Source organism: Marinobacterium sp. MBR-111, assembly GCF_040547585.1.
Lineage (GTDB): Bacteria > Pseudomonadota > Gammaproteobacteria > Pseudomonadales > Balneatricaceae > Marinobacterium > Marinobacterium iners.
The window spans coordinates 61,199-82,538 of record NZ_JBEPQA010000012.1; the positions used below are offsets into that span (position 1 = coordinate 61,199).

The window sequence follows — 21,340 nt, forward strand, 5'->3', positions numbered from 1 at the left end:
GTCAGGCACAACCGTGGCAATCAGGCCGGTACAATTAAAACTACCAGGGGATCAGGCTGCCATCGTAATTGAGGAACTGTCCGCTCTGCTCGGGTTCAAGTCCGGTCAGCAAGGCGCGCAGGGCGCTGACGCTCTCTTCTGGCGTAATCAGTGCATTACTGCCCCCCATATCGGTTTGGGCCCAGCCCGGATGCAATGCAACCACTTTTACCCCGGCCCCCGCCAAGTCGATGGACAGGCTGCGCACTATCTGGTTCAGTGCGGTTTTGGAGCTGCGGTAGTAGTAACCGCCACCTGAAGTGTTGTCGGCAATACTGCCAACCTTACTGCTGAGAAATGCCACTGTTTTCAGCTCACTGGCCGCAATGCGCGGATACAGCGCCTGCGTCAGCATCAATGGGCTAAGCGTATTGGTTTCAAGTACCTGTCGCCAAAGCTCACGCTCCAGGGTGCCAAACGCCACACCCTTGGGACCGTAATAACCTGCATTATTGATCAGCAGGTCGATGGTGGTGTTCTCCAGCACGCGGTCCAGCGCCTTGATCTGACCGTCCTTGTTTACATCCAGTGTGTGCAGACTTATTTGCTCGGGAAAGCGCGCCTCCAGCGCCTGCAGTGCCTCGGCATGCACCAGATCCCGCGCACAGGCATGTACCTGCCAGCCATCCCGTGCATATTGATAGGCGAACTCAAGCCCCAGACCACGATTGCAACCGGTAATCAAAACTGTTCTGGCCATCTGTGCTCTCCTTGAAACATCTACCTTCAGTCAAGCAGGCCGATCACGGTCTGACAAGTTCGGACCCCTCTGGCACAATGCGTTTCTTTTTCTGCCTGGATACCGAGATGCGGATTCTTCTGCTGTCAGCCTACGATGCGGTCAGTCATCAGTACTGGCGCAAGGGGCTGGTGAATGCTCTGCCCGAACATGACTGGACGGTACTGAGCCTGCCCGCGCGTTATTTCAGCTGGCGCATTCGCGGCAACAGCCTGAGCTGGGCCTTCGGCGAAAGGGAACGTCTGCAACAACCCTATGACCTGATCATTGCCACCTCGATGGTGGACCTGACCAGCCTGCGTGGCTTTGTTCCGTCACTGGCTCAGACGCCCTGCGTGATCTATTTCCACGAAAATCAGTTTGCCTACCCCGCGTCCGGGCATGAGCATCAAAGTGTCGAGCCCCTGATACTGAATCTCTATAACGCGCTCTGTGCCGATCGCGTGCTGTTCAATTCCGGCTACAACCGAGACACCTTGCTGGAGGGTGCTGACCGACTGCTGCGCAAGCTGCCCGATCAGGTTCCTCCCGGCCTGGTGGAGCAGATACGAGCTCGCTCGGAGGTGCTGCACGTTCCTCTGCCCGAGCAGGTATTCCTGCCTGCCGCACCGGTTGAAGGCCCACTGGAGATCGTCTGGAATCACCGCTGGGAGTTCGACAAGGGCCCCGAATTGTTGCTGGCCGCAGTGGAGCGCCTGCAGACCGATCACGTCGATTTTCGCCTGCATGTGGTCGGGCAGCAGTTTCGCCGGGTGCCTCCAGTGTTCGATCAACTGAAACAGCGACTTGAATCCGGCGGGCAGCTGGGGTGCTGGGGGCACATCGAGAGTACCGAAGCCTATCGTCGGTTGCTGCAACGCTCTGACGTGGTGCTGTCGACCGCGTTGCACGATTTTCAGGGCATTGCTGTTTTGGAAGCGGTCGCGGCAGGCTGTCGCCCGGTGGTGCCGGATCGACTGGCCTACCGTGAACTGTTTGCAGCCGAATATCGCTATGCCGAGCAGGAGGAAACCGCGGCACTGGCCCGAATGCTGGCCGAGCTTTCGGCCTCCAAACACCGCGGCGAGCCGATCAAGGCACCTGATGTAGAACATCTTGGCTGGCCTGCCCTGAAGGCGAGCTGGGGTCGGGTCATTGAAACCCTGACCCAAGGCGGCTCACCGTCTCTATGACACGGGCCGATCCGGCTTTTCAAACGGCCCGTTATCGTTGATCCGCTTGATGTTTTTCAAAGGCTGAAGCAACAAGTGTCCCAGCGTCAGCTCACGCGGTTCGGTAAATTCCAGCAGCCCCAGCCGCATCTGTTCGACCCCATCGGCGGGCTGGTGGCGATAGGAGCCAAAGGCGCGATCCCAGATCGACAGAAAAAAGCCGTAGTTGCTGTCGGTTTCCGGCTGATATACCGAGTGATGGATGCGGTGCATATCCGGGGTGCAGATCAGCCAACGCAGGCGCCGATCGAGCCCTGCAGGCAGGCGCAGGTTGGCATGGGTGAAAATGGCTGAAATGCTCAGCAACAACTCAAAAAGAATCACTGCGGCCGGTGTCAGCCCCAGCAGAATCACCACCAACGCCTTCCACAGCAATGACAAACCGATCTCCACCGGATGAAAACGCAGCGCCGTGGTCACATCCAGCTCCGGGTCGGTATGGTGCACTCGGTGCAGCCGCCACAGCAACGGCACCCGATGGGTGACCCGATGCTGCAGCCAGACCGCCGCATCCAGCACCACAACCCCGGTCAGCAGAATCAGCCACTGGGGGGCGGCAACCTGATTGAACAATCCGATGTCCTGATCACCGGCCCAGATAGCGGCGGTGATGGCAAACGCACCCAGCGTCAGTCGGGCCAATACGGTATTCAGCAGGGTCAGGGTCAGGTTGGTCAGCCAGCGTGAGCGTTTGGGAAAACGCCAGCTGCGCCTTGGCATGCGCCGCTCGAACAGGGCACACAACAGCAGCACCCACAGAAAAGCCGACAGCCGTAACCAGACTTCAAAGGTCATTCATTTCCCCCTACCGATGGAGTTTGCTCAGGCCGCGCATTACCATGGCCGCCATGACAGCCAAACGCCCCACAAACACCGCGTTCACCCTGCGTGATTACCAGCAGGAAGCGGTCGACGCCACCCTGAAACACTTTCGCGCCGGCGATGACCCGGCGGTGATTGTACTGCCAACCGGCGCCGGTAAAAGCCTGGTCATCGCCGAGCTTGCGCGACTGGCCCGCAAGCGCATTCTGGTAATCACCCATGTACGCGAGCTGGTCGAGCAAAACCACGCCAAATATGCCGCTCTGGAGCTGAAAGCGGGCATTTTCTCCGCCGGTCTTGGCCGGCGCGAATTCAATCACCAGGTTACCTTTGCCAGTGTACAGTCGATCGCGCGCAATCTGGAGGACTTTACGGATCAGTTCTCGCTCCTGATCATCGACGAATGCCACCGCGTCAGTGAAGACGACACCTCACAATATCAGCAGGTGATCAGCCACCTGCGGCAACAGAACCCGGGGCTGAAGCTGCTCGGCCTGACCGCCACCCCCTACCGACTGGGTTATGGCTGGATCTACCGCACTCACTATCGCGGTTTTGTGCGCAGCGAAGAGCCCCGTGTGTTTGAACGCTGCATCTATGAACTGCCGCTGAACTGGATGATCCGCAAAGGATATCTGACACCCCCCGAACTGGTGGACGCCGCCATCGCCCACTACGACTTTTCCGCCCTGACACCCTCTTCAAACGGTCATTATCCAGAACGAGAACTGAACAGCCTGCTGCTGAAACATCCGCGTGTTACCCGTGCCATCTGCGAGCAGATCATCGAACTGGCGGCGCAGCGTGAAGGGGTGATGGTGTTTGCCGCCACGGTCGAGCATGCCCGCGAAATTCAGGGTTATCTGCCTGCCGAGCAGACCGCCATCATCACCGGAACCACACCGAGTGAGGAGCGCGAACGGCTGATTCGGGCGTTCAAGGCGCGCCAGTTGAAGTATCTGGTCAATGTTGCCGTTCTCACCACCGGCTTTGACGCGCCCCATGTGGATTTTATCGCCATCCTGCGCCCCACCGCCTCGGTCAGCCTGTATCAGCAAATTGTGGGCCGCGGCCTGCGCCTGAGCGAGGGCAAGCGGGACTGCCTGGTGGTCGATTACGCAGGGAATGGCTTCAATCTGCACCACCCCGAGGTAGGCACACCGCGCCCCTCAACCGACAGTGAGCCGGTACAGGTGTTCTGCCCCAGCTGCGGTTTTGCCAACATTTTCTGGGGCAAGACAGACGACACCGGTCAGGTGATCGAACACCATGGCCGCCGCTGTCAGGGCCTGCTGGAGCTGGAAGGGGAAGAACCGCAACAGTGTGATTACCGCTTCAAGTTCAAGGAATGTCCCCACTGTGGGGCTGAAAACGACATCGCCGCCCGTCGCTGTCACAGCTGCCATGAAGCGATCATCGACCCGGATGACCTGCTCAAGCGTGCGCTGCAGCTGAAGGACGCCAAAGTGATTCGCTGCGCCGGCATCAGCGTCAGTGCCAGCGGCGAGTGTGTGACGCTGACCTACCACGAGGAACAGGGAGAGGAACTGCAGGAGCGCTTCCACATGGATCGTCCCGCACAAAAGGCCCTGTTCAATACCCTTTTCGGTCGCCGCTGCGGTCAGGGCAGACAGCCCCGCCGCTTCAACACCGCAGCCGAGGTCGTCGCCAGTGAAGCATTACTGCCTGCACCCGATTTCATAATCGCCCGCATGAGCGGCAAGAAAGGCCGCTCCGCAAAAGGGGGCGGCTTTTGGCAGGTCCGTGAGCGCCTGTTTGATTATCAGGGCAGCTACCGCAAGGCCAACTGCCTGTAAGCCGGCAGGATCAGCCCTGTCCCGCCTTGAGGCGGTCACTGAAGCTGACCGATGACCCCAGCAGAATCGGCAGATAACGCCAGCTGAACAGTGCAAAGGCCAGTAACCACAGCAACGCTGACAACGTAACCAACGGCGGCATCACAGCTGGCCAGAGCGCTGCAACAATCCGCGTGAGCGCCGCCAGGTGCAGGCTGACAAACGCCAGGGTCAGTATCGGCGTTGACTCCAGCGCGCGGCCGGTATGCCCCAGTGCAGCACGCGACGCAACCGCCATGATCATGCCGCCCATGGCACCGATGGTCAGCGCATGCAAACCGGCGCTGGAGAGCCAGAAACCGACACTGCCACCGGCCAGCAGCAACTGGCCGATACCGATCCAGCCATAGCCCAGGTGCAGCACCCACAGCAGCGGTTCCGAGCGCGTCTGCCAGCCACACCAGCGCAGTACCCGTACCAGCTGCAACCCACCCGCCAGTGCCAGTAGCACTGCGGCAGCCATCGACTGGGGCCAGAATACCCAGACCAGACCGGAAATCGCCGTCATCACAGCCGCAGCTGTATCCAGCGGACCAGATGCTGCCGGTAACCGTTCGGGCGTCGGCGACTGACGATTCAGCCAGTTACGGGTAAAGGCTGGCGTGATGCGCCCACCAATCAATGTAAGCAGCATCAGTACCAGCACCAGAGTCAGGTGCAGGATATCAAGAGGCGCCAGCCACTGCAGATGAAACGCCAGACTGAACAGGGTAAACAGACCAATCAAAACCAGCACCTTCAAGTTGCGACGGTTGCCTGACGCTATCAGTTCACGTCCGAACAAAATTGCCAGCACCACCCAGTACAGTGAGGCTGCCAACGCATTGAACAGCGCTGGCCAGTCCGCACCCAGCCACGCAACGGCGCGAGCCAGCAGCCAGCACAGCACCAGCAGCACCAGCGCACCGCCATGAACCGGTCGCCGCCCGGTCCAATTGGCCACTGCAGCCAGCAAAAAACCGCCTATCGCGGCGCCGACAAAACCGAACAGCATCTCATGTCCGTGCCAGAGCAATGGCGTACCCAGTGTTTCCGGAGCGGCCAGCCAGCCATTCCAGAACGCGAGCCAGCCACCGAGTGCCAGCAACGCCTGCAAAGCAACCAGCGTAAACATGGGGCGAAAGCCGTTGCTGAATATCACTTCATAATGGTTGCGCGGTGTATGTTCGAGATTAACAACTGCCATGACTAGACCTCTGGTGCGTCATCCGACTATTTAGATGTATTTATTGTACACTATTAAGGTCGATTCAGGCTGGAAAAAATCTGACAAGCACCCAAAACTGACGGACAATTAGGTAAATAGGCAGAATTAGCTATGGCAAAGAGTCTGCCAGGCGCTACACTTTGCCCCCTTTAACCCTTCATTCACTACAGGATTAAATGAGAATAGTTTCTTCCCGCGCACTTAAGCTGATGCTGGTTCTGACCGGAATGAACCTGCTGTTGCTGTTCTATATCCTATGGAGCGGGGATCGCAATCACTTCAGTGGCTCAGATGCCAACATGGATGCCCGTGCCCTCGGCGTTGCTCTGTTTGGAGTGTTCCTGCTGGTCTTCCTGCTGATGGGTGACCTGCTGCGTCGCTTCATGTTGCTGCGCCGCCAGTCCGAAACTTCCCGCGACCGGATGCACGATGCGGTTGAGAGCCTGTCGGAAGCCTTTGCCCTGTTCAGCCCAGCGGGCCGCCTGATGGTGTGCAACCGACGCTGGCGTCAGGTCTACCCCTGGATGGATGAGCTGCAACTAGAGCAATGGGACGACTTTCAACACCAGCTGCAGCCCCATGTGCTTCGACGCGAACAGATCGGCAGCGAGCAGCCCGGCGCCGAGAGCTACATTGAACATCTGGACAGCGGTCACTCCATCATGGCCAGTGATTGTCGCACCCGTGAAGGCGGCCTTGCCTGCGTGCGTACGGATATTACTCATACTCAGAAAATTGAGCAGAAGCTGCGCAACCTGGGCCGCGCCATGGAACAGAGTCCTGCATCCGTAATGATTACCGACACCCAGGGCCGCATCGAGTATGTAAACCCGAAATTCTGTCAGATATCCGGTTACAACCGCGAGGAGGCACTGGGGCAGAGTGCCGGCATGCTCAGCTCGGGCGAGATGTCGCCCGAGGTTTACAGTGACCTGTGGGCCACCGTGGAGCAGGGTGAAGAATGGCATGGCCAGCTGCTGAACCGACGCAAGGATGGCAGCCTTTTCTGGGAATCAGCCTCCATCTCCGCTGTAAGGGATGAAGCAGGCAAAGTCCTCAGTTACATTGCAGTGAAAGAAGACATCACTCAGCAGAAAGAGGTCGAAGAACAGCTGCAAATGATCGAAACGGTGTTCCGCACCAGTAACGAAGCAATCATGATTGCCGACCAGAATGGTCTGATCAAGACCATCAACCCCGCCTTCAGCCGCATCACCGGCTATGCCCCTGAAGAGGTTCAGGGCAAGAACCCGAGCATGCTCAGCTCCGGCCGCCACGACGAACATTTTTACCAAGACATGTGGCAGGAAATTCTCAAACACGGCTCCTGGAGTGGCGAAATCTGGAACCGGCGCAAGAACGGCACCATTTATCCAGAATGGTTGTCGGTTTCGGTGGTTCACGACAGCGAAGGCAAGGTCAGTGAGTATGTTGCCGTGTTCTCGGACATTACCAAACGCAAAAATGACGAAGCTCAGATTGTGCGTCAGGCCTACTATGACGAGCTGACGGAACTCCCCAACCGAACCCTGCTGTCGGATCGACTTAATTTGGCCATCATCACCGCCGACCGTGACGAACAGATGATCGCCCTGCTGTTCATCGACCTGGATCGGTTCAAATTCGTCAATGACTCCATGGGCCATGAATACGGAGACGATCTGCTCAAACAGGTGGCAAAACGCCTGAACAACTGTGTGCGCGAAACCGACACAGTTGCCCGTTTCGGCGGAGATGAATTCGTGATCCTGTTACACAACGTCAAGTCGGATGCCGACGCGGCCCATGTTGCAGCCAAGCTGATAGATCAGTTAAGTGAACCCTTCCTGCTGGCTGAGCGGGAAGTGATCATCGGTGCCAGCATTGGTATCGCCATGCACCCGGGCGACGCCAATACCGCTGAGACCCTGATTCGCAACGCCGACCTGGCGATGTACAAGGCCAAGCAGTCCGGACGCAATCAAACCCACTTCTTCACTGCCGCCATGCAGGAACATGCCAATCAGCGGATGACACTGGAGCAGGACCTGCGCCACGCACTGGACCGAGAACAGCTTGAAGTGTTCTATCAGCCCGTGGTGCATGGCCGCAGCGGGCGCATCACCGGGGTAGAGGCCCTGTTGCGTTGGCATCACCCTGAACGAGGAATGATACCACCGGACGCCTTCATTCCGCTGGCGGAAGAAACCGGTCTGATCGGCGCCATCGGCGAATGGGTACTGGAAACGGCCTGTGCCCAGCTGCGACACTGGTCAGACAATGGCATGAACCTGTATCTGTCGGTGAACATTTCCGAGCGCCAGCGCGAGCTTGGACTGGAAGCCGAAGTGGTGCGCGACATTCTGGAACGCAACCGGATCAACCCGTCCCAGCTGGTACTAGAGATCACTGAAGGGTTGTTGCTGCAAGACTCGGAAGAAACCATCGGTTGGCTCAACGGTTTCAAGCAGGTGGGTGTCAATCTGGCCATTGACGACTTCGGTACCGGTTACTCATCTCTGAGCTACCTGAGGCGTTTCCCGGTCGATACACTGAAGATTGACCGAGAGTTTGTGCGTGACCTCAACACCGACCGCTACGGTGACTCACTGGTAAGCGCCATCATATCCATGGCAGCCAGCCTTGAGTTGCGCCTGATCGCGGAGGGGGTGGAAACCGAAGCCCAGCGCTCCACCCTGGCTCAGCAGGGCTGTCAATTCATGCAGGGTTACCTGTTCAGCCGTCCACTGCCGGCTGAAGAGCTTAGTGCGTGGCTGGAGAGCTATCAGCCGCAGCGTGTTCAACTATCAAGGGTTGCAACGCCTCCACCAGAGTCGAAGTGAAGCTCAGCTGCCCGGGCACCGGCACCATGCCGGCCCTAGCCAGCGCGCGCAACGGCTGAAATTGCAGGTCAGCCACTACCAGCTCAATCCCCTCTCGATCACAGGCACGAATGAAGTGCTCCAGTGCATTCAGACCACCGGCGTCCAGCAACGGTACAGCATCCATGTACAGCACCACGCCTTTTGCTTCCTGGCACTGCTCGTGCAGTTCATCAAACACCCGCTCGGCAGCCGCAAAGAAAAGCGGCCCGCTCAACTTGTAGACCTGCCAGCCTGACCTCAGCTGTCCCGGCACGTGTTTCTGCTGCTGACTGATATTGGTGAAGCGCGTCATGCCTGCCAGATCCCGCATGAACAACAGCGAAGCCAGCATGATGCCGGTAAAAATGGCGATCACCATATCGAACAGAACCGTCAGCGACAGACAGGTAAGCAATACCAGCACATCACCTCGCGGCGCACGCTTGAGAAGCTGAACCACCTTGGGTGCCTCACTCATGTTCCATGCCACTATCAGCAGCAGTGCAGCCATGCTCGCCATGGGCAGATATGCCAGCAAAGGTGCCAATACCAGCAGACCAGCGAGTACTACCAAAGCATGCACCATGCCGGCAATGGGTGATCGTGCACCGGCCCGGTAATTCGCCGCAGAGCGCGCAATGGCCGCCGTGGCGGTAAAGCCACCAAAGAAGGGTGCCACCAGGTTGCCCACCCCCTGCCCCAGCAGCTCACCGTTGGCATGGTGGCGCTTGCCAGTCATGCCATCCAGCACAACGGCACACAGCAGCGACTCAATGGCCCCCAACATGGCGATGGAAAACGCGGCCGGCAGCAATTCACGCACAAGCGCCCATGACCAGTCCAACGGTTCACCGGATGGACCCGGCTGCTGCCAGGGCCAGACAAACTCTGGAAAGAAGGGAGGGATGCCCTGTCCGGTTGAACCATCCGGCAACAGGTAGCTGAAGCGACTGCCAATGGTCTCAACGCTCCAGCCAAGGCTTGATGCAATCCACGCCACGCCTACCCCGATCAGCAAGGCAGGCAGGTGACCCGGAATCGGCAAACGCAAACGGGGCCAAAGAATCAATGTGGCAAGAGTCAGGGCCGCCACCAGTAGCGTTGCGCCATCGAATGCAGGCAGGGCCTGCCCCAGCGCCGCCAGCTTGAGCAACCAGGCTTCAGGCATTTCGGCCAGCTGCAGGCCAAAAAAGTCAGGGATTTGCAGGGTCGCAATCACAATGGCAATACCTGAGGTAAACCCCAATGTCACCGGTTCGGGAATATATTCGATCAACCGGCCAAGCCGCGCAAATGCCAGCAGCAGCAAAATAACGGCCGACATCAGCGTTGCTACCAGCAACCCTGCCAGCCCAAACTGTTGCGCTACCGGGTAAAGGATCACCACAAAAGCCGCCGTTGGCCCGGATACACTGAAACGCGACCCACCACTTAGCGCAATCAGAAAGCCCGCAATAATCGCCGTATACAGGCCGTACTCAGGCCGTACGCCACTTGCAATCGCCAGCGCCATCGACAAAGGGATCGCGATCACCCCAACGGTCAATCCCGCCAGCAGATCCTGCCCAAGCGCTCGGCGATCATAACCTTCACGAAACACTTCACGCAGTGCGCTGGCGAAGGAAAGCGAGTGCAACCGGGCATGTCTGGACATGTGGCGTTCCCTTTAGAAAGTAAAGCGATGAGTACAATTCAACTACATTAACGGTTGCTCAAATATGATTCAATGTTAACATGATTAACATATACTCGACTTTAAGGTAATGACTGCTTCATGGAAAACCGTACTGCCCGCCTCACCCTGTTGATCGATCCCAAGAAAAAAGCCACCTTTGAACGCCTGTGCAATGAGCAGGACGTTACCCCCTCCCAGATGGTGCGCAAGTTTATCCGCGACTTTATCGAGCAGGAGCTGGGCCCTGAATGGCAGGAACAGGTCTACGGCAAGGACGATCTGCTCTAAAAGCACCGTTTTCCCCTACATAGTTTCGGTGTTTATCCAATTCATAATCATGCATAATTTATACAACTTAAAAATTCTGGAGATACGTCCATGCGTCTGGCAGAAATCGAAGCCATCATGCTCAACGTTGGCCTGGTACTGTTCGCAGCAGCGATTTTCTACATCATTTACGACCTGGCTAAAAAATCCAATGCCGGCAAGTTCGGCACCTTCATTCTGTTTTTTGCACTGGGCCTTGGGCTGGTCGCCTTCCTGATCAAAACGGTGGTCGTGGAAATAATCGGCGGCGGCAGTATCTGAACCAGGCCCGGTTTCAACTCGAACTGGATTGCGTTTCCGAATTGCGTTTATAGTGTGAGCCAAAGGAACATGTCCGAGGCTCACACATGGATATATCGCTGATTGTCATACTGGTCGTTCTGGCCGTCGCCGTTTTTTACTTCATTTCGATCTACAACCATCTGGTTCAGCTCAAGCATGGCGTCTCGCGCGCCTGGGCCAACATCGATGTGCTGCTGAAGCAGCGACATGACGAACTGCCCAAGCTGGTGGAAACCTGCAAACAGCATATGGGTTATGAGCAGCAGACCCTGGAAGCGGTCATGCGGGCACGCTCGGCGGTGGCCAGCGCCCGCGAAGAGGGCAACGTCGGTGCACTGGGCAAGGCTGAAACCCAGCTGCGGTTGGGCCTCGGCAACCTGTTTGCGGTTGCCGAGGATTATCCCGAGCTGACAGCCAGCGAAAGCTTTCACCATCTGCACAGCCGCATCAGCGGACTCGAATCCGGCATCGCCGACCGCCGTGAGTATTACAACGACTCGGTTAACCGGCTGAATGTTCGTATCGAACAATTCCCCGATGTCATCATTGCGCGCCGTTTCGGTTTCAAGGCGGCCGAGCTGCTTGAGTTTGACGAGGCAGAGCTTGCTGATGTCGACATGAAGCAGCTGTTCAACTAAGCCATGCTTCTGGATATCGGACCCCTGGGCTCCACGGAACGACTGATCGCCCTGCTTGCACTGGCACTGGCAGCTCTGGTGGCCCTCTGGTTCGTGTTTCGCAAACTCGGCCACTACCGCCTGATTGCAGACACCCCTACCGCACGTATCCGGTCAGCGCCGCAAGGGTATGTGGAGCTGATCGGTCATGTGATCGCCGGTGAAAACGGCATGCTGAGCGCCCCACTGTCGGGCCGACCCTGTGTCTGGTATACCTACAAAGTAGAGAAGCAAAGCGGGGGCGAACGCAAGCAGTGGAAGACCGTCCGCAGTGGCCGCTCCGACAGCTGGTTTCAGATCAACGATGGGACCGGCACCTGCCTGGTCGATCCAGCAGGCGCCGAAGTAACAACCCTGCACAAACAAAGCTGGCGCGGCAACACCGAACTTCCTTCCATTAATGCCAGTGGTCTTTCCGCTAAAGGGATTGCCGCGATTCTGACCAGCAACAGTGTCAGTGGTCACTACCGTTATACCGAAAGTCTGATTTTCGAACACGAACAACTCTACGCATTGGGACGTTTCCACACAGTGGGCGGTGGCCGCGATCAACTGGATATGAAAGCCACCGCCCGTGATCTTTTGCGCGACTGGAAGCAGAACCCGGATCGGCTTCGCGAGCGCTTTGACCAGAATGGTGATGGCCAGATTGATCTTCAGGAGTGGCAGCAGGCTCAGAAAGAAGCCCTTCAAGAAGCCAGGGCGCAGCAGCGCGAGTTGCACCAACTACCCAGCATGAACGTACTGACAGACTCACAAAGCCGGCGCCAACCGTACCTCTTATCGACTTACGATGAAGAGCGTTTGATGCGGCGCTACCGCTGGATATCTATCTGGTGCCTGTCACTGACCGGTGTCGCCTTCTGGCTTTTTCTTGAGGTTTTACTGGCAGGATGAAGCAATAGCACTCAAGATACAGGTATCAAGGCCGACAGACCCGTTGTACCCGTTCAAAAGGCTGGGATCATGCGTAATCCACAACGCTACCTGCAACATCCGGATCAGATAGAGCTGAGGTTGCTGCCGCTGGATAAAGCCCCTTCCGACTGCACCTCTCTCCTGCCACTGGGCCTGAGCCTGAAGGCACCAGGCCCCCACCCCAGTGGTGAATGGCTGCGCATCAGCGCCCCGGCGCTTTCATCTGATTTTTGCATCAATGCTCTCGTCACTGAATGTACCCATGAGGGCGATCACTACACACTGAAACTCGCTTTTCTGACCCAAGAGCAGCTTTTCAGAGCTCGCATGCTTGAGCAGATGTGTCAGATTACGCTTTACCAGCGCAAGGCGCCTGCTGAAGAGTCCGAAAAACGTGCCCTGGAGTGGATTGCGCATCAAGCGGCACATTTCCCCTCGAATGGCTTATAATCCTCGTTTTGATTCGCCAGTAACGAGAGGGTGTTATGCAGCAGAAGGTTGTGCGTGCCGGTTCCATCGAGATCAGCAATGATAAGCCGATGGTTCTGTTTGGAGGCATGAATGTACTGGAGTCGCGTGATCTTGCTCTGAGCATCGCCGAACACTACGTTGAAGTGACCCAAAAACTGGGCATTCCATATGTATTCAAGGCATCTTTCGACAAGGCGAACCGCTCCTCTCTGCACTCCTTTCGTGGCCCGGGTCTTGATGAAGGCTTGAGAATTCTCGAAGAGGTAAAAAACACCTTCAACGTGCCGCTTATCACCGATTTGCACGAACCGCATCAGGCCGCCCCTGCCGCCGAGGTATGCGATATCATCCAGCTGCCGGCCTTTCTGTCGCGCCAAACCGACCTGGTCAGTGCAATGGCCGCAACGGGAGCTGTGATCAATATCAAGAAAGCCCAGTTTCTTGCGCCGCAGGAGATGAAACATATCCTGCACAAGTGTGAAGAAGCCGGTAATGATCGATTGATTCTGTGCGAGCGCGGCAGCAGCTTCGGCTACAACAATCTGGTCGTGGATATGCTTGGCTTCAGCGTGATGAAGGAGTTCGGCTATCCAGTCATGTTTGATGCCACCCACGCGCTGCAGATGCCGGGTGGACGCTCGGACTCTGCCGACGGCCGTCGTGCCCTGGTGGCGCAACTGTCACGGGCCGGCCTTTCTCAGGGCATCGCTGGTCTATTCCTCGAAGCACACCCCAACCCCAACGAAGCCAAATGCGATGGCCCCTGCGCCCTGCCGCTGGATAAGCTGGAGCCCTACCTGGCCCAAATGAAAGCGGTAGACGAGCTGGTCAAATCATTTGACCCACTCGATACCAGCGCTTGATTCAGGCAGTGTGTAGCTCACAGCTGTAAGCCACACACATGTCGGCTATGATAAGGATGTTTGCAGCAAGGACCCGGTATCAAGATGGCTAACCCGATCGAAACCGCCTACGCAGGCCTCAAGGAAGAGCTGGTCATTGGGCCCAGCCATCATCGTTTTCAGCTGATCAGCAAGCAGCGCGAACATTTTATGGGCAGTCTCTGGCTGGCCGAAGATATATCCACGGCTGCTCGCACTGAAGTCAGCCTGCTTATATTGCGCCCTGAGCTGGTTCGCCACGAAGGAGTTGCCGACCAGATGCGCAAGCTGGTTACAAAACTGCGCTCGGCACTGCGCCACCCTCATATCGCCACCTGCTACGGTTATTTCAGTTGGCGCGGGCTGGAGTTCATGTCACTGGAACACCTTGACGGGCAAACTCTCTCTGATCTGTTTCAACGCAATCAGGCACGCAAGCTCAATGATCGCCAGAAACAGGGGTTGCTGATTCAGCTTGCCAAAGCCGTGGACAGTGGCCAGCTCAAACTGGGAAAACCTCACTCGCTATTGGCACCAGACCTGGTTTTTTTGAATGCAGGCGGCGGCGTCAAACTGACTGGTTTTGGCTGGCGCAGCATTCTCGATCCGTTGCTAACCCTGCTGCCGAAGCAGCCGGACTACCCCTGCTATCAGGCCCCCGAAGCCTTTCACCCGCAGAACCAGACCGCCCGATCTGACGTGTACGCGCTGGCCCTGATCGCCTGGGAATTGTACAGCGGCAAGCGTGCCTTTCAGCCTGCCGATGGTGAAGCGGCGCGCTATCGCAAGGAGTTCAAGTCTCCTGGCGGGCTCAACAAGGCACAGTGGTCAAGCCTCAGCCGTGCCCTGAGCCCTGAAACAGAGCCCCGTCCTGCCAGCTGCATGGCGCTGGTTCGGGAGCTGTTTGCCACCGAAACCAGCCCAGAGCAGAGCACGATTCCGGACATGCGCAGCGAGAGTCCCGGCGAGACGCCCCGCGAGACACCAGCGGTAGAGCCGGACCCTCCAGCGGCGACCGCGATCAAACAGGCGGCAGCTGAAGTTCAGCCCACTCCGACTCAACCCGCGCCCACCACTGAGCGTCCAGGCCTGCCGGCAGCAGATGCTACTGATGACGCGGTTGTTGTGGGAGAACCTGCCTCTGACAATACCGAGAACAGCGTCGGCCCCCCCCCTGAGGAGCTGCCCCAAAGCGAAGCGGCGCCAGACCCCGAGCCAACATCTGCACCGGAACCCCAACCGGTACCGAAACCTGAGGCTGAACCGGATGCTGAAACCATAGAAAATACGCCAGCTGCCAAAGACAAGAAGAATCCCACGCCAGAGCAACACCCACACGACGGTGCCAACGATGCCGAACAAGAGCCTGAAACCGGCACAGGCTCTCTGATTACTCGATTGCGTTCACTCACACAATTGCCCGAGCCGGTTCGCCGCTGGTCCAGGCGCGGCCTGATCTTTGCGCTTGGTTTTGTAGCCGGTTTCTGGCTGGCACTGCTGTTTTATCAAGGGCAGCTTGATGCAATCAGCTCTCAGGCCCTGACGCAAATGAAAAACAACCGTGAATTGCGGGCCGCGTTCGAATCGCTTGAGCTGGCACATCAGCGCCAGCAGCAGGAACTTGATCGCCTGCACACAGCTGCAGAGCAGCCCACCAACGAGAAACCTTCTGCCGGGGTAGAATCGGCCAGCGCCTTGCGGGAAGCCAATCGCCCCGTCGACAACCTGACCCTGTTTCAGGATGAGCTTCAGGAAGGCGGTCGCGGTCCGCAAATGGCCGTCATTCCTGCCGGACGCTTCCGCATGGGCGATCTGCATGGTAACGGAGATGACAACGAGCGCCCGGTCCATGAAGTTCTCATCAGCAGCAGTTTTGCCCTGGCCCGTCATGAGGTCACCTTCGAGGAATATGACCGCTTTGCCAACGCAACCGGCCGTCCCCTGCCGGATGATGAAGGCTGGGGACGGGGCACCCGGCCGGTCATCAATGTCAGCTGGAATGATGCCAATGCCTACACCCGCTGGCTGGCCGAACAGACAGGACAACCCTATCGACTGCCGACAGAAGCCGAGTGGGAGTACAGCGCACGCGCAGGGACCGAATCGATTTACTGGTGGGGCAACCAGCCGGGCCAGGGATATGCCGTCTGTGATGGCTGTGACACCCAATGGGGTGGTCAGCAGACAGCCCCGGTCGGCTCGATGAAGCCCAACCCCTGGGGGCTGCATGACATGAGTGGTAATGTGGATGAATGGGTGCTGGATTGCTACCAGCCCGACTACAGCAACGCGCCGAATGATGGCAGCGCCACGCGCACCAGCGACTGCACACACAGAGTCATGCGCGGTGGCTCATGGTTTGACATTCCTCGGGTCGCTCGCCCGGCAAGCCGCTACCGTCACCCCGCCACCAGTTCCCGCAACAGCTGGGGATTCAGGGTTGCCCTGGATCTGCCGGCCAGCATGCAATAACAGGAGCCCCCATGATCATTCGACAACTCTCTTTGTCCACCGCTCTGGTCGGTGGCTTGCTTGTGAGCCCACTGATACAGGCTGCCGACGAAATCAGTATTGCGGACGACAGCCGTACCCGTCTTGATCTCACGTTGTACCAGCAGAACCTCGCACTGGTTCAGGAACAGCGCAAGGTTCCGGCACTTCCGGCTGATACCCCGATTCTGCTGCAAGCCGTGAGCCCACAGATGCAGGCTCAAACGCTTAAACTGCGCGGTATGGGCCAGATTCTGGAACAAAACCTGGAACAGGACCTGCTCAGTCTTGGCAGCCTGCTGCAGACGCAAATGGGCAAAACAATTACCCTCGCCCGCTTCAACCCCGTCACAGGGTCCGAAACACGCACCGAAGTGCGTCTGCTGCGTGTTGAAGGCAACACGGCACTGATAGCAAACGAAGCAGGAGAGATCGAAACCCTGCCTCTGCACCAGGGCCAGTGGCGACTGATTGTAAAACCGGACAGTCCCAACTATCAGTTACAGCCACGCCTTTCATTTCGCACCAAGGGCACCCGCAATGCGGCCGAAGCCGAAATCAGCTATCTGACACAAGGCCTCAGCTGGCAGATGGACTACCTGCTGACCCTCGACAGTGCTGGTGAACAGCTGGACCTGGAAGGCCTCGCCACTCTGAACAACCACAGCGGCCTGGCCTGGCCCCAGGCAAACATCAAGCTGCTGGCGGGACAGGTCAACCAGCCTCAACAGACTCGACCTGAAGTCATGCTGATGCGCTCGGCCGTAGCCGACATGAAAGGCAGCGGAGTTGAAACTGGATCGGTACAGGACTATCACCTCTACACCCTGCCCGGGCTACACAACCTGCAAGATCAGCAGCAGAAACAGGTACCCTTGATTCCAAACACCCAGCTGCCCGCAAGCATTCAATACACCTACGCACTTCAGGTGAACGCCCATCAACAGATGCCGTCACAGCTGGATCAGGCTCTGACTGAGCTGCATTTCACCGCACCGGCCACATCCGGATCACGCTTGCCCTTGCCCAGCGGACAGGCGCGAGTGTTCCGGCCTGATGCCGACGGCCAACTGCAGTTTGTGGGGGGCACTCAGGTACCAGCAACCGCCGCAGGCGAAAAGGTCAGAGTGGTTATGGGTGAAGCCTTTGACCTGGGGATCGAACAGGTCCAAACAGGCTTCAGAAAGGTGTTTGAAGGCTATGAGGTGGAGTACCGGATCAGTGTGCGTAACCGCTCGGAACAGAGCAAACCTCTGGACCTGACTGCTCACTTTCCACTGCCGTTCAAGTTGACACTCACCAGCAAACCAACTACACAGGTCAGCGGTGCATCTGCCAGCTGGCAGATGGAAATCCCTGCGGAAAGTGAAGAGGAGCTGAGCTTCAGCGCGACTCTGACGACACGCTGAGCGCCTCGACCGAGGGCACCTGGTGCTGGCGCTGACGCCAGCAGTTGGCCCGCGCCGGGTCGATGGCAACACCCAGGGCGCCCTCTTCGTAAACCTCAATCATGCGTCGAATAGCCAGAGGATGAAGCTGTTCCGCCGCCTGGCGGTAGTAATGTAACGCCTTGCCGAGATCAGACGTGAAGTAATGCTCGAATCCATTCTCGAAGATTCTGCCCATTTGATACTGTGCCTTGGGATCACCGGCATCAGCCGCACGTTGCAGATAGATCCCACCCTGAATGCGGCTGGCCACATCTTCGCCGCGAAAGTGCAGCAGATGACCGTATACCGAAAGTGCCCGCTGGCTGCCATTGTCCGCAGCAAACCGGAACAGCCGCATGACCAGCCGGTGACGCTGACGGGACCGCTTGAACAGGGACAAATGAAACAGGCGATCTGCCAGCCAGGCGATCAAAGGTGCCAGTTGCCGCATCAGCCAATGCATATATACCCCCAAGGCATTAGAAATCGTATCTTTATACAGATATGAAAAAATCGTCTCACATTTTACCGCAGTCAGCGGTACACTGAACTATACCTGTTGTCAGCAAGCTTGGTGTAGCCTGCTGATCCTGATTCAAGCCGTCATGGAGTTGAAAAGCTGATGAATATTTATGAAGACAACGCGCTGACGATCGGCAACACACCGCTGGTACGACTCAAAAACCTCTGGCCAGCCGGCAATCTCTACGCCAAGATCGAATCACGCAACCCGGCCGGATCGATCAAATGCCGCATCGGCGCCAGCATGATCTGGGCAGCAGAACAGGACGGCCGTCTGCAGCCCGGCATGACTCTGATTGAGCCGACCAGTGGCAATACCGGTATTGCGCTCGCATTTGTCGCAGCCGCGAAGGGCTACCGCTTGATGCTGACCATGCCATCCTCCATGTCGCTGGAGCGACGCAAACTGATGAAGGCCCTTGGAGCCGAAATCGTGCTGACCGAACCGGCCAAGGGGATGAAAGGCGCAATCGAAAAAGCCCAACAACTGGTGGACGAAAACCCGGACAGCTTCCTGATGCTGCAGCAGTTCGAGAACCCGGCCAACCCGGACATCCATGAGAAAACCACCGGCCCGGAAATCTGGCGCGATACCGACGGCAAGATTGATATGCTGGTTGCCGGTGTCGGCACGGGTGGCACCTTGACTGGCATCTCACGCTATATCAAGCGCACTCAGGGCAAACAGATCATCAGCGTCGCAGTTGAACCTGTCGACTCCCCCGTGATTACGCAAACCCTGGCTGGTGATGAGGTCAAACCTGCTCCGCATAAAATTCAGGGTATTGGTGCCGGCTTTGTACCCAAGAACCTGGACCTTTCACTGGTCGACAAGGTTGAGCAGGTCAGCAATGAAGATGCGATCACAACCGCACGTGAGTTGATGCAGAAAGAAGGTATTCTGTGCGGTATTTCCTGTGGCGCCGCCCTGGCGGCAGCATTGCGTCAGGCAGAACTGGAAACCAATACAGGCAAACAGATTGTAGTCATTCTGCCTGATTCGGGTGAACGCTACCTGTCTTCAATTCTGTTTGAAGGCATGTTCAGCGATAACGAAACGGTGCAATAGCTCGCCTGACCACACCCAAACGAAAACTGCCGCACAAGGCGGCAGTTTCTCTTGCTGAATCGGGTGTCGATATCAGCTCATTAATTCGCGTACCTGCTGATGGCTCGGGAAAGTGCTAAGGTCGCGTACGGTGGCACTGCGGTCACTGCTGCGGGTTACGATATAAGAGCTTGGCTTGCGTGCGGTGCCCTTGTACACGCCGCTGACAACGAAATTTTCGCCATCCACACCCAGAATGGCGATAGTCCGCTCTTCTGCCTTTACCTGAATATCCATGCTCTTCCTCCTGTTGGTTTTATTTTGTAGTTTTATTACAGGAAGCATAGCCTAATGGCGGAATATAACAAGTGCGTGAGGCTTTCTTTGTCATTTGATGACAAAGAGAGGACAGCGGAAATGAAACAGCCTTTCCGGTCGGGAAAGGCTGTTTCAGGCCATGCAGGAAGAGATATGGGAAGGGGTCTAGAGATAGGCCGCCAGCTCTTCCTTGAGTAGATCCAGCTCATTCTGAGCCTTCTGACGTGCCTTTTTCTTCAACGCTTCAACTTCAGCCGACTTTTCAGCGATCAATGTTACCGCTGCAGCGGTCTTGTCTTCGGCCTGTTTCACTTGCTCCAGCAGGGGACTAATCTGCATCAGGATGGCACGACGGCGCCCTTCCTCGGCGCGGGCCAGCTCTTCTTCACTCTTTTCCTTTTCTTTCGCCACTTTCTGCTGCTGAGTACTGCTGGTATCGGTCAGTGAGCGGATACCGACGGCGTGGCGCACCTTGTCGAGAAACGGAGTTGCGTATTCCCGCGCACGCTCAGCGCCTTTGAGCAGTACCGCTTCCACTTCACCCAGGTCATTCATCAGTTCGTTGTAACGGGCACGCGGCGAAGACAGCTGGGCGTCCAGGTACTCGAAGAGTTCAGTTTTGGCAGCCCCCCAGCCGATCCCGTCGATAAACCTCTGACGCATGGCGGCGCTTTCCGCTTCGGTCGCAAAACAGCGATAGAGGTGCATCAGGGTATTGTCCGGATCTTTGGGTTCACCCGGCTCACGGGTATCGGTCACGATCTGATTGATCAGCCTGCGCAGCTCATCTGACGAACAGAACAATGGAATGGTGTTGTTATAGCTCTTGGACATCTTGCGGCCGTCCAGCCCCGGAATCAGCTGAGTTTCTTCATCCACTTGCGCCTGCGGCAGGGTGAACAGGGGCTCAAACTGATGGTTGAATCGACCGGCGATATCACGCGCCATCTCGATATGCTGCACCTGATCCTTGCCCACCGGAATAGTGTCGGCATTGAACATGAGGATGTCGGCGGCCATCAATATCGGATAGCTGAACAGACCCATGGTGACACCGTCATCCAGGTCTTCCTTACCGCCCTCACGGTTGGCATCCACCGAGGCCTTGTAAGCATGGGCACGATTCATCAGTCCCTTGGAGGTCTGACAGGTCAGAATCCAGGTCAGCTCTGTGATTTCAGGAATGTCGGTCTGACGGTAGAAAGTCGCCTTATTGGTATCCAGCCCCAATGCCAGCCAGGTTGCCGCAATTTCACGGGTGGAACGCGCGACCCGGTCAGGCTCCTGGCACTTGATCAGCGCATGGAAATCAGCCAGAAAGAAGTAGCTGTTGAAAGCGGGGTTTTCGCTCGCTTCAATGGCGGGCTTGATGGCGCCCAGATAGTTACCAATATGCGGGGTACCGGTGGTGGTAATACCGGTCAGAACGGTCTGTTTGCTCATTGCGTACTCGTCAGTCGGTCTGTCCTAAAACGCTATGATACACAACTTGTTAAGTCGCTGCCGCTCAGAATGCGCGGAGAGGCTTGCAAGCCCATGTTATCGCTGTCATTGCCGGAGCAATGAATCGATACAAAAAACCAA

At 57.2% G+C, this 21,340-nt stretch carries 19 protein-coding genes; 12 read left to right on the forward strand and 7 right to left on the reverse strand.

Annotation, left to right across the window (positions count from 1 at the left end; all coding sequences use genetic code 11):
- Window positions 1-40 precede the first annotated feature (40 nt).
- Complete coding sequence (locus tag ABIE61_RS10205) at window positions 41-739, reverse strand: SDR family oxidoreductase (protein ID WP_354409137.1); 699 nt, start codon at window positions 737-739, stop codon at window positions 41-43.
- Between the two features lie 107 nt (window positions 740-846).
- On the opposite strand from ABIE61_RS10205, the gene ABIE61_RS10210 reads away from it, so the two are divergent.
- A complete protein-coding gene (locus tag ABIE61_RS10210) occupies window positions 847-1,950 on the forward strand; it encodes a tRNA-queuosine alpha-mannosyltransferase domain-containing protein (protein WP_354409139.1) in 1,104 nt (367 codons plus the stop codon).
- On the opposite strand, the gene ABIE61_RS10215 is transcribed toward ABIE61_RS10210, so the two are convergent.
- Window positions 1,945-2,784, reverse strand: a complete 840-nt coding sequence (locus tag ABIE61_RS10215; protein WP_354409142.1) for a sterol desaturase family protein — start codon at window positions 2,782-2,784, stop codon at window positions 1,945-1,947. The two genes, ABIE61_RS10210 and ABIE61_RS10215, sit on opposite strands and share 6 nt — an antisense overlap.
- Window positions 2,785-2,828: 44 nt before the next feature.
- Here ABIE61_RS10215 and radD point away from each other — a divergent pair, with 44 nt between their 5' ends.
- Complete coding sequence (gene radD / locus ABIE61_RS10220; protein ID WP_354409145.1) at window positions 2,829-4,628, forward strand: DNA repair helicase RadD; 1,800 nt, start codon at window positions 2,829-2,831, stop codon at window positions 4,626-4,628.
- Between the two features lie 10 nt (window positions 4,629-4,638).
- Here radD and ABIE61_RS10225 read toward each other — a convergent pair whose 3' ends face one another.
- Window positions 4,639-5,853: an NnrS family protein gene (locus ABIE61_RS10225; RefSeq protein WP_354409148.1), complete on the reverse strand. Its 1,215-nt coding sequence runs from the start codon at window positions 5,851-5,853 to the stop codon at window positions 4,639-4,641.
- Between the two features lie 197 nt (window positions 5,854-6,050).
- Between ABIE61_RS10225 and ABIE61_RS10230 the strand changes: the two genes are divergently transcribed.
- Window positions 6,051-8,696: an EAL domain-containing protein gene (locus tag ABIE61_RS10230; protein ID WP_354409151.1), complete on the forward strand. Its 2,646-nt coding sequence runs from the start codon at window positions 6,051-6,053 to the stop codon at window positions 8,694-8,696.
- Here ABIE61_RS10230 and dauA read toward each other — a convergent pair.
- Complete coding sequence (gene dauA / locus ABIE61_RS10235) at window positions 8,617-10,371, reverse strand: C4-dicarboxylic acid transporter DauA (protein WP_354409154.1); 1,755 nt, start codon at window positions 10,369-10,371, stop codon at window positions 8,617-8,619. The genes ABIE61_RS10230 and dauA overlap by 80 nt on opposite strands.
- Window positions 10,372-10,491: 120 nt before the next feature.
- Here dauA and ABIE61_RS10240 point away from each other — a divergent pair, with 120 nt between their 5' ends.
- From ABIE61_RS10240 to ABIE61_RS10275, 8 genes are all read left to right on the forward strand, one after another.
- Window positions 10,492-10,680, forward strand: coding sequence for a ribbon-helix-helix protein (locus ABIE61_RS10240; protein WP_206840805.1), 189 nt, complete (start codon window positions 10,492-10,494; stop codon window positions 10,678-10,680).
- A gap of 90 nt (window positions 10,681-10,770) precedes the next feature.
- Window positions 10,771-10,980 (forward strand): DUF2788 domain-containing protein, encoded by a 210-nt coding sequence (locus ABIE61_RS10245; RefSeq protein ID WP_206840802.1) that lies wholly within the window; start codon window positions 10,771-10,773, stop codon window positions 10,978-10,980.
- 86 nt (window positions 10,981-11,066) lie between these two features.
- On the forward strand, window positions 11,067-11,639 hold the full coding sequence (locus ABIE61_RS10250; protein WP_206840800.1) for a LemA family protein: 573 nt from the start codon (window positions 11,067-11,069) through the stop codon (window positions 11,637-11,639).
- Window positions 11,640-11,642: 3 nt separating this feature from the next.
- A complete protein-coding gene (locus tag ABIE61_RS10255; protein ID WP_354409159.1) occupies window positions 11,643-12,575 on the forward strand; it encodes a GIDE domain-containing protein in 933 nt (310 codons plus the stop codon).
- 69 nt (window positions 12,576-12,644) lie between these two features.
- A complete protein-coding gene (locus tag ABIE61_RS10260; RefSeq protein WP_354409161.1) occupies window positions 12,645-13,046 on the forward strand; it encodes a hypothetical protein in 402 nt (133 codons plus the stop codon).
- A gap of 35 nt (window positions 13,047-13,081) precedes the next feature.
- Entirely contained in the window at window positions 13,082-13,930 is an 849-nt protein-coding gene (gene kdsA / locus ABIE61_RS10265; RefSeq protein WP_354409163.1) for a 3-deoxy-8-phosphooctulonate synthase, read from the forward strand.
- 84 nt (window positions 13,931-14,014) lie between these two features.
- Window positions 14,015-16,420 carry an SUMF1/EgtB/PvdO family nonheme iron enzyme gene (locus ABIE61_RS10270; protein ID WP_354409166.1) on the forward strand — a complete coding sequence of 802 codons (2,406 nt, stop codon included), beginning with the start codon at window positions 14,015-14,017 and terminating at the stop codon, window positions 16,418-16,420.
- Window positions 16,421-16,431: 11 nt separating this feature from the next.
- Window positions 16,432-17,847, forward strand: a complete 1,416-nt coding sequence (locus tag ABIE61_RS10275; protein WP_354409168.1) for a DUF4139 domain-containing protein — start codon at window positions 16,432-16,434, stop codon at window positions 17,845-17,847.
- Here the strand turns inward: ABIE61_RS10275 and ABIE61_RS10280 are convergent.
- Window positions 17,822-18,331: a tetratricopeptide repeat protein gene (locus ABIE61_RS10280; RefSeq protein ID WP_206840789.1), complete on the reverse strand. Its 510-nt coding sequence runs from the start codon at window positions 18,329-18,331 to the stop codon at window positions 17,822-17,824. The genes ABIE61_RS10275 and ABIE61_RS10280 overlap by 26 nt on opposite strands.
- 159 nt (window positions 18,332-18,490) lie before the next feature.
- Between ABIE61_RS10280 and cysK the strand changes: the two genes are divergently transcribed.
- A complete protein-coding gene (gene cysK, locus ABIE61_RS10285; RefSeq protein ID WP_354409171.1) occupies window positions 18,491-19,459 on the forward strand; it encodes a cysteine synthase A in 969 nt (322 codons plus the stop codon).
- 72 nt (window positions 19,460-19,531) lie between these two features.
- Here cysK and ABIE61_RS10290 read toward each other — a convergent pair whose 3' ends face one another.
- Together ABIE61_RS10290 and trpS are read right to left on the reverse strand one after the other, a co-directional pair.
- Window positions 19,532-19,735 carry a hypothetical protein gene (locus ABIE61_RS10290; RefSeq protein ID WP_354409174.1) on the reverse strand — a complete coding sequence of 68 codons (204 nt, stop codon included), beginning with the start codon at window positions 19,733-19,735 and terminating at the stop codon, window positions 19,532-19,534.
- A gap of 186 nt (window positions 19,736-19,921) precedes the next feature.
- Window positions 19,922-21,199: a tryptophan--tRNA ligase gene (trpS, locus tag ABIE61_RS10295; RefSeq protein ID WP_354409177.1), complete on the reverse strand. Its 1,278-nt coding sequence runs from the start codon at window positions 21,197-21,199 to the stop codon at window positions 19,922-19,924.
- Between the last annotated feature and the right edge of the window lie 141 nt (window positions 21,200-21,340).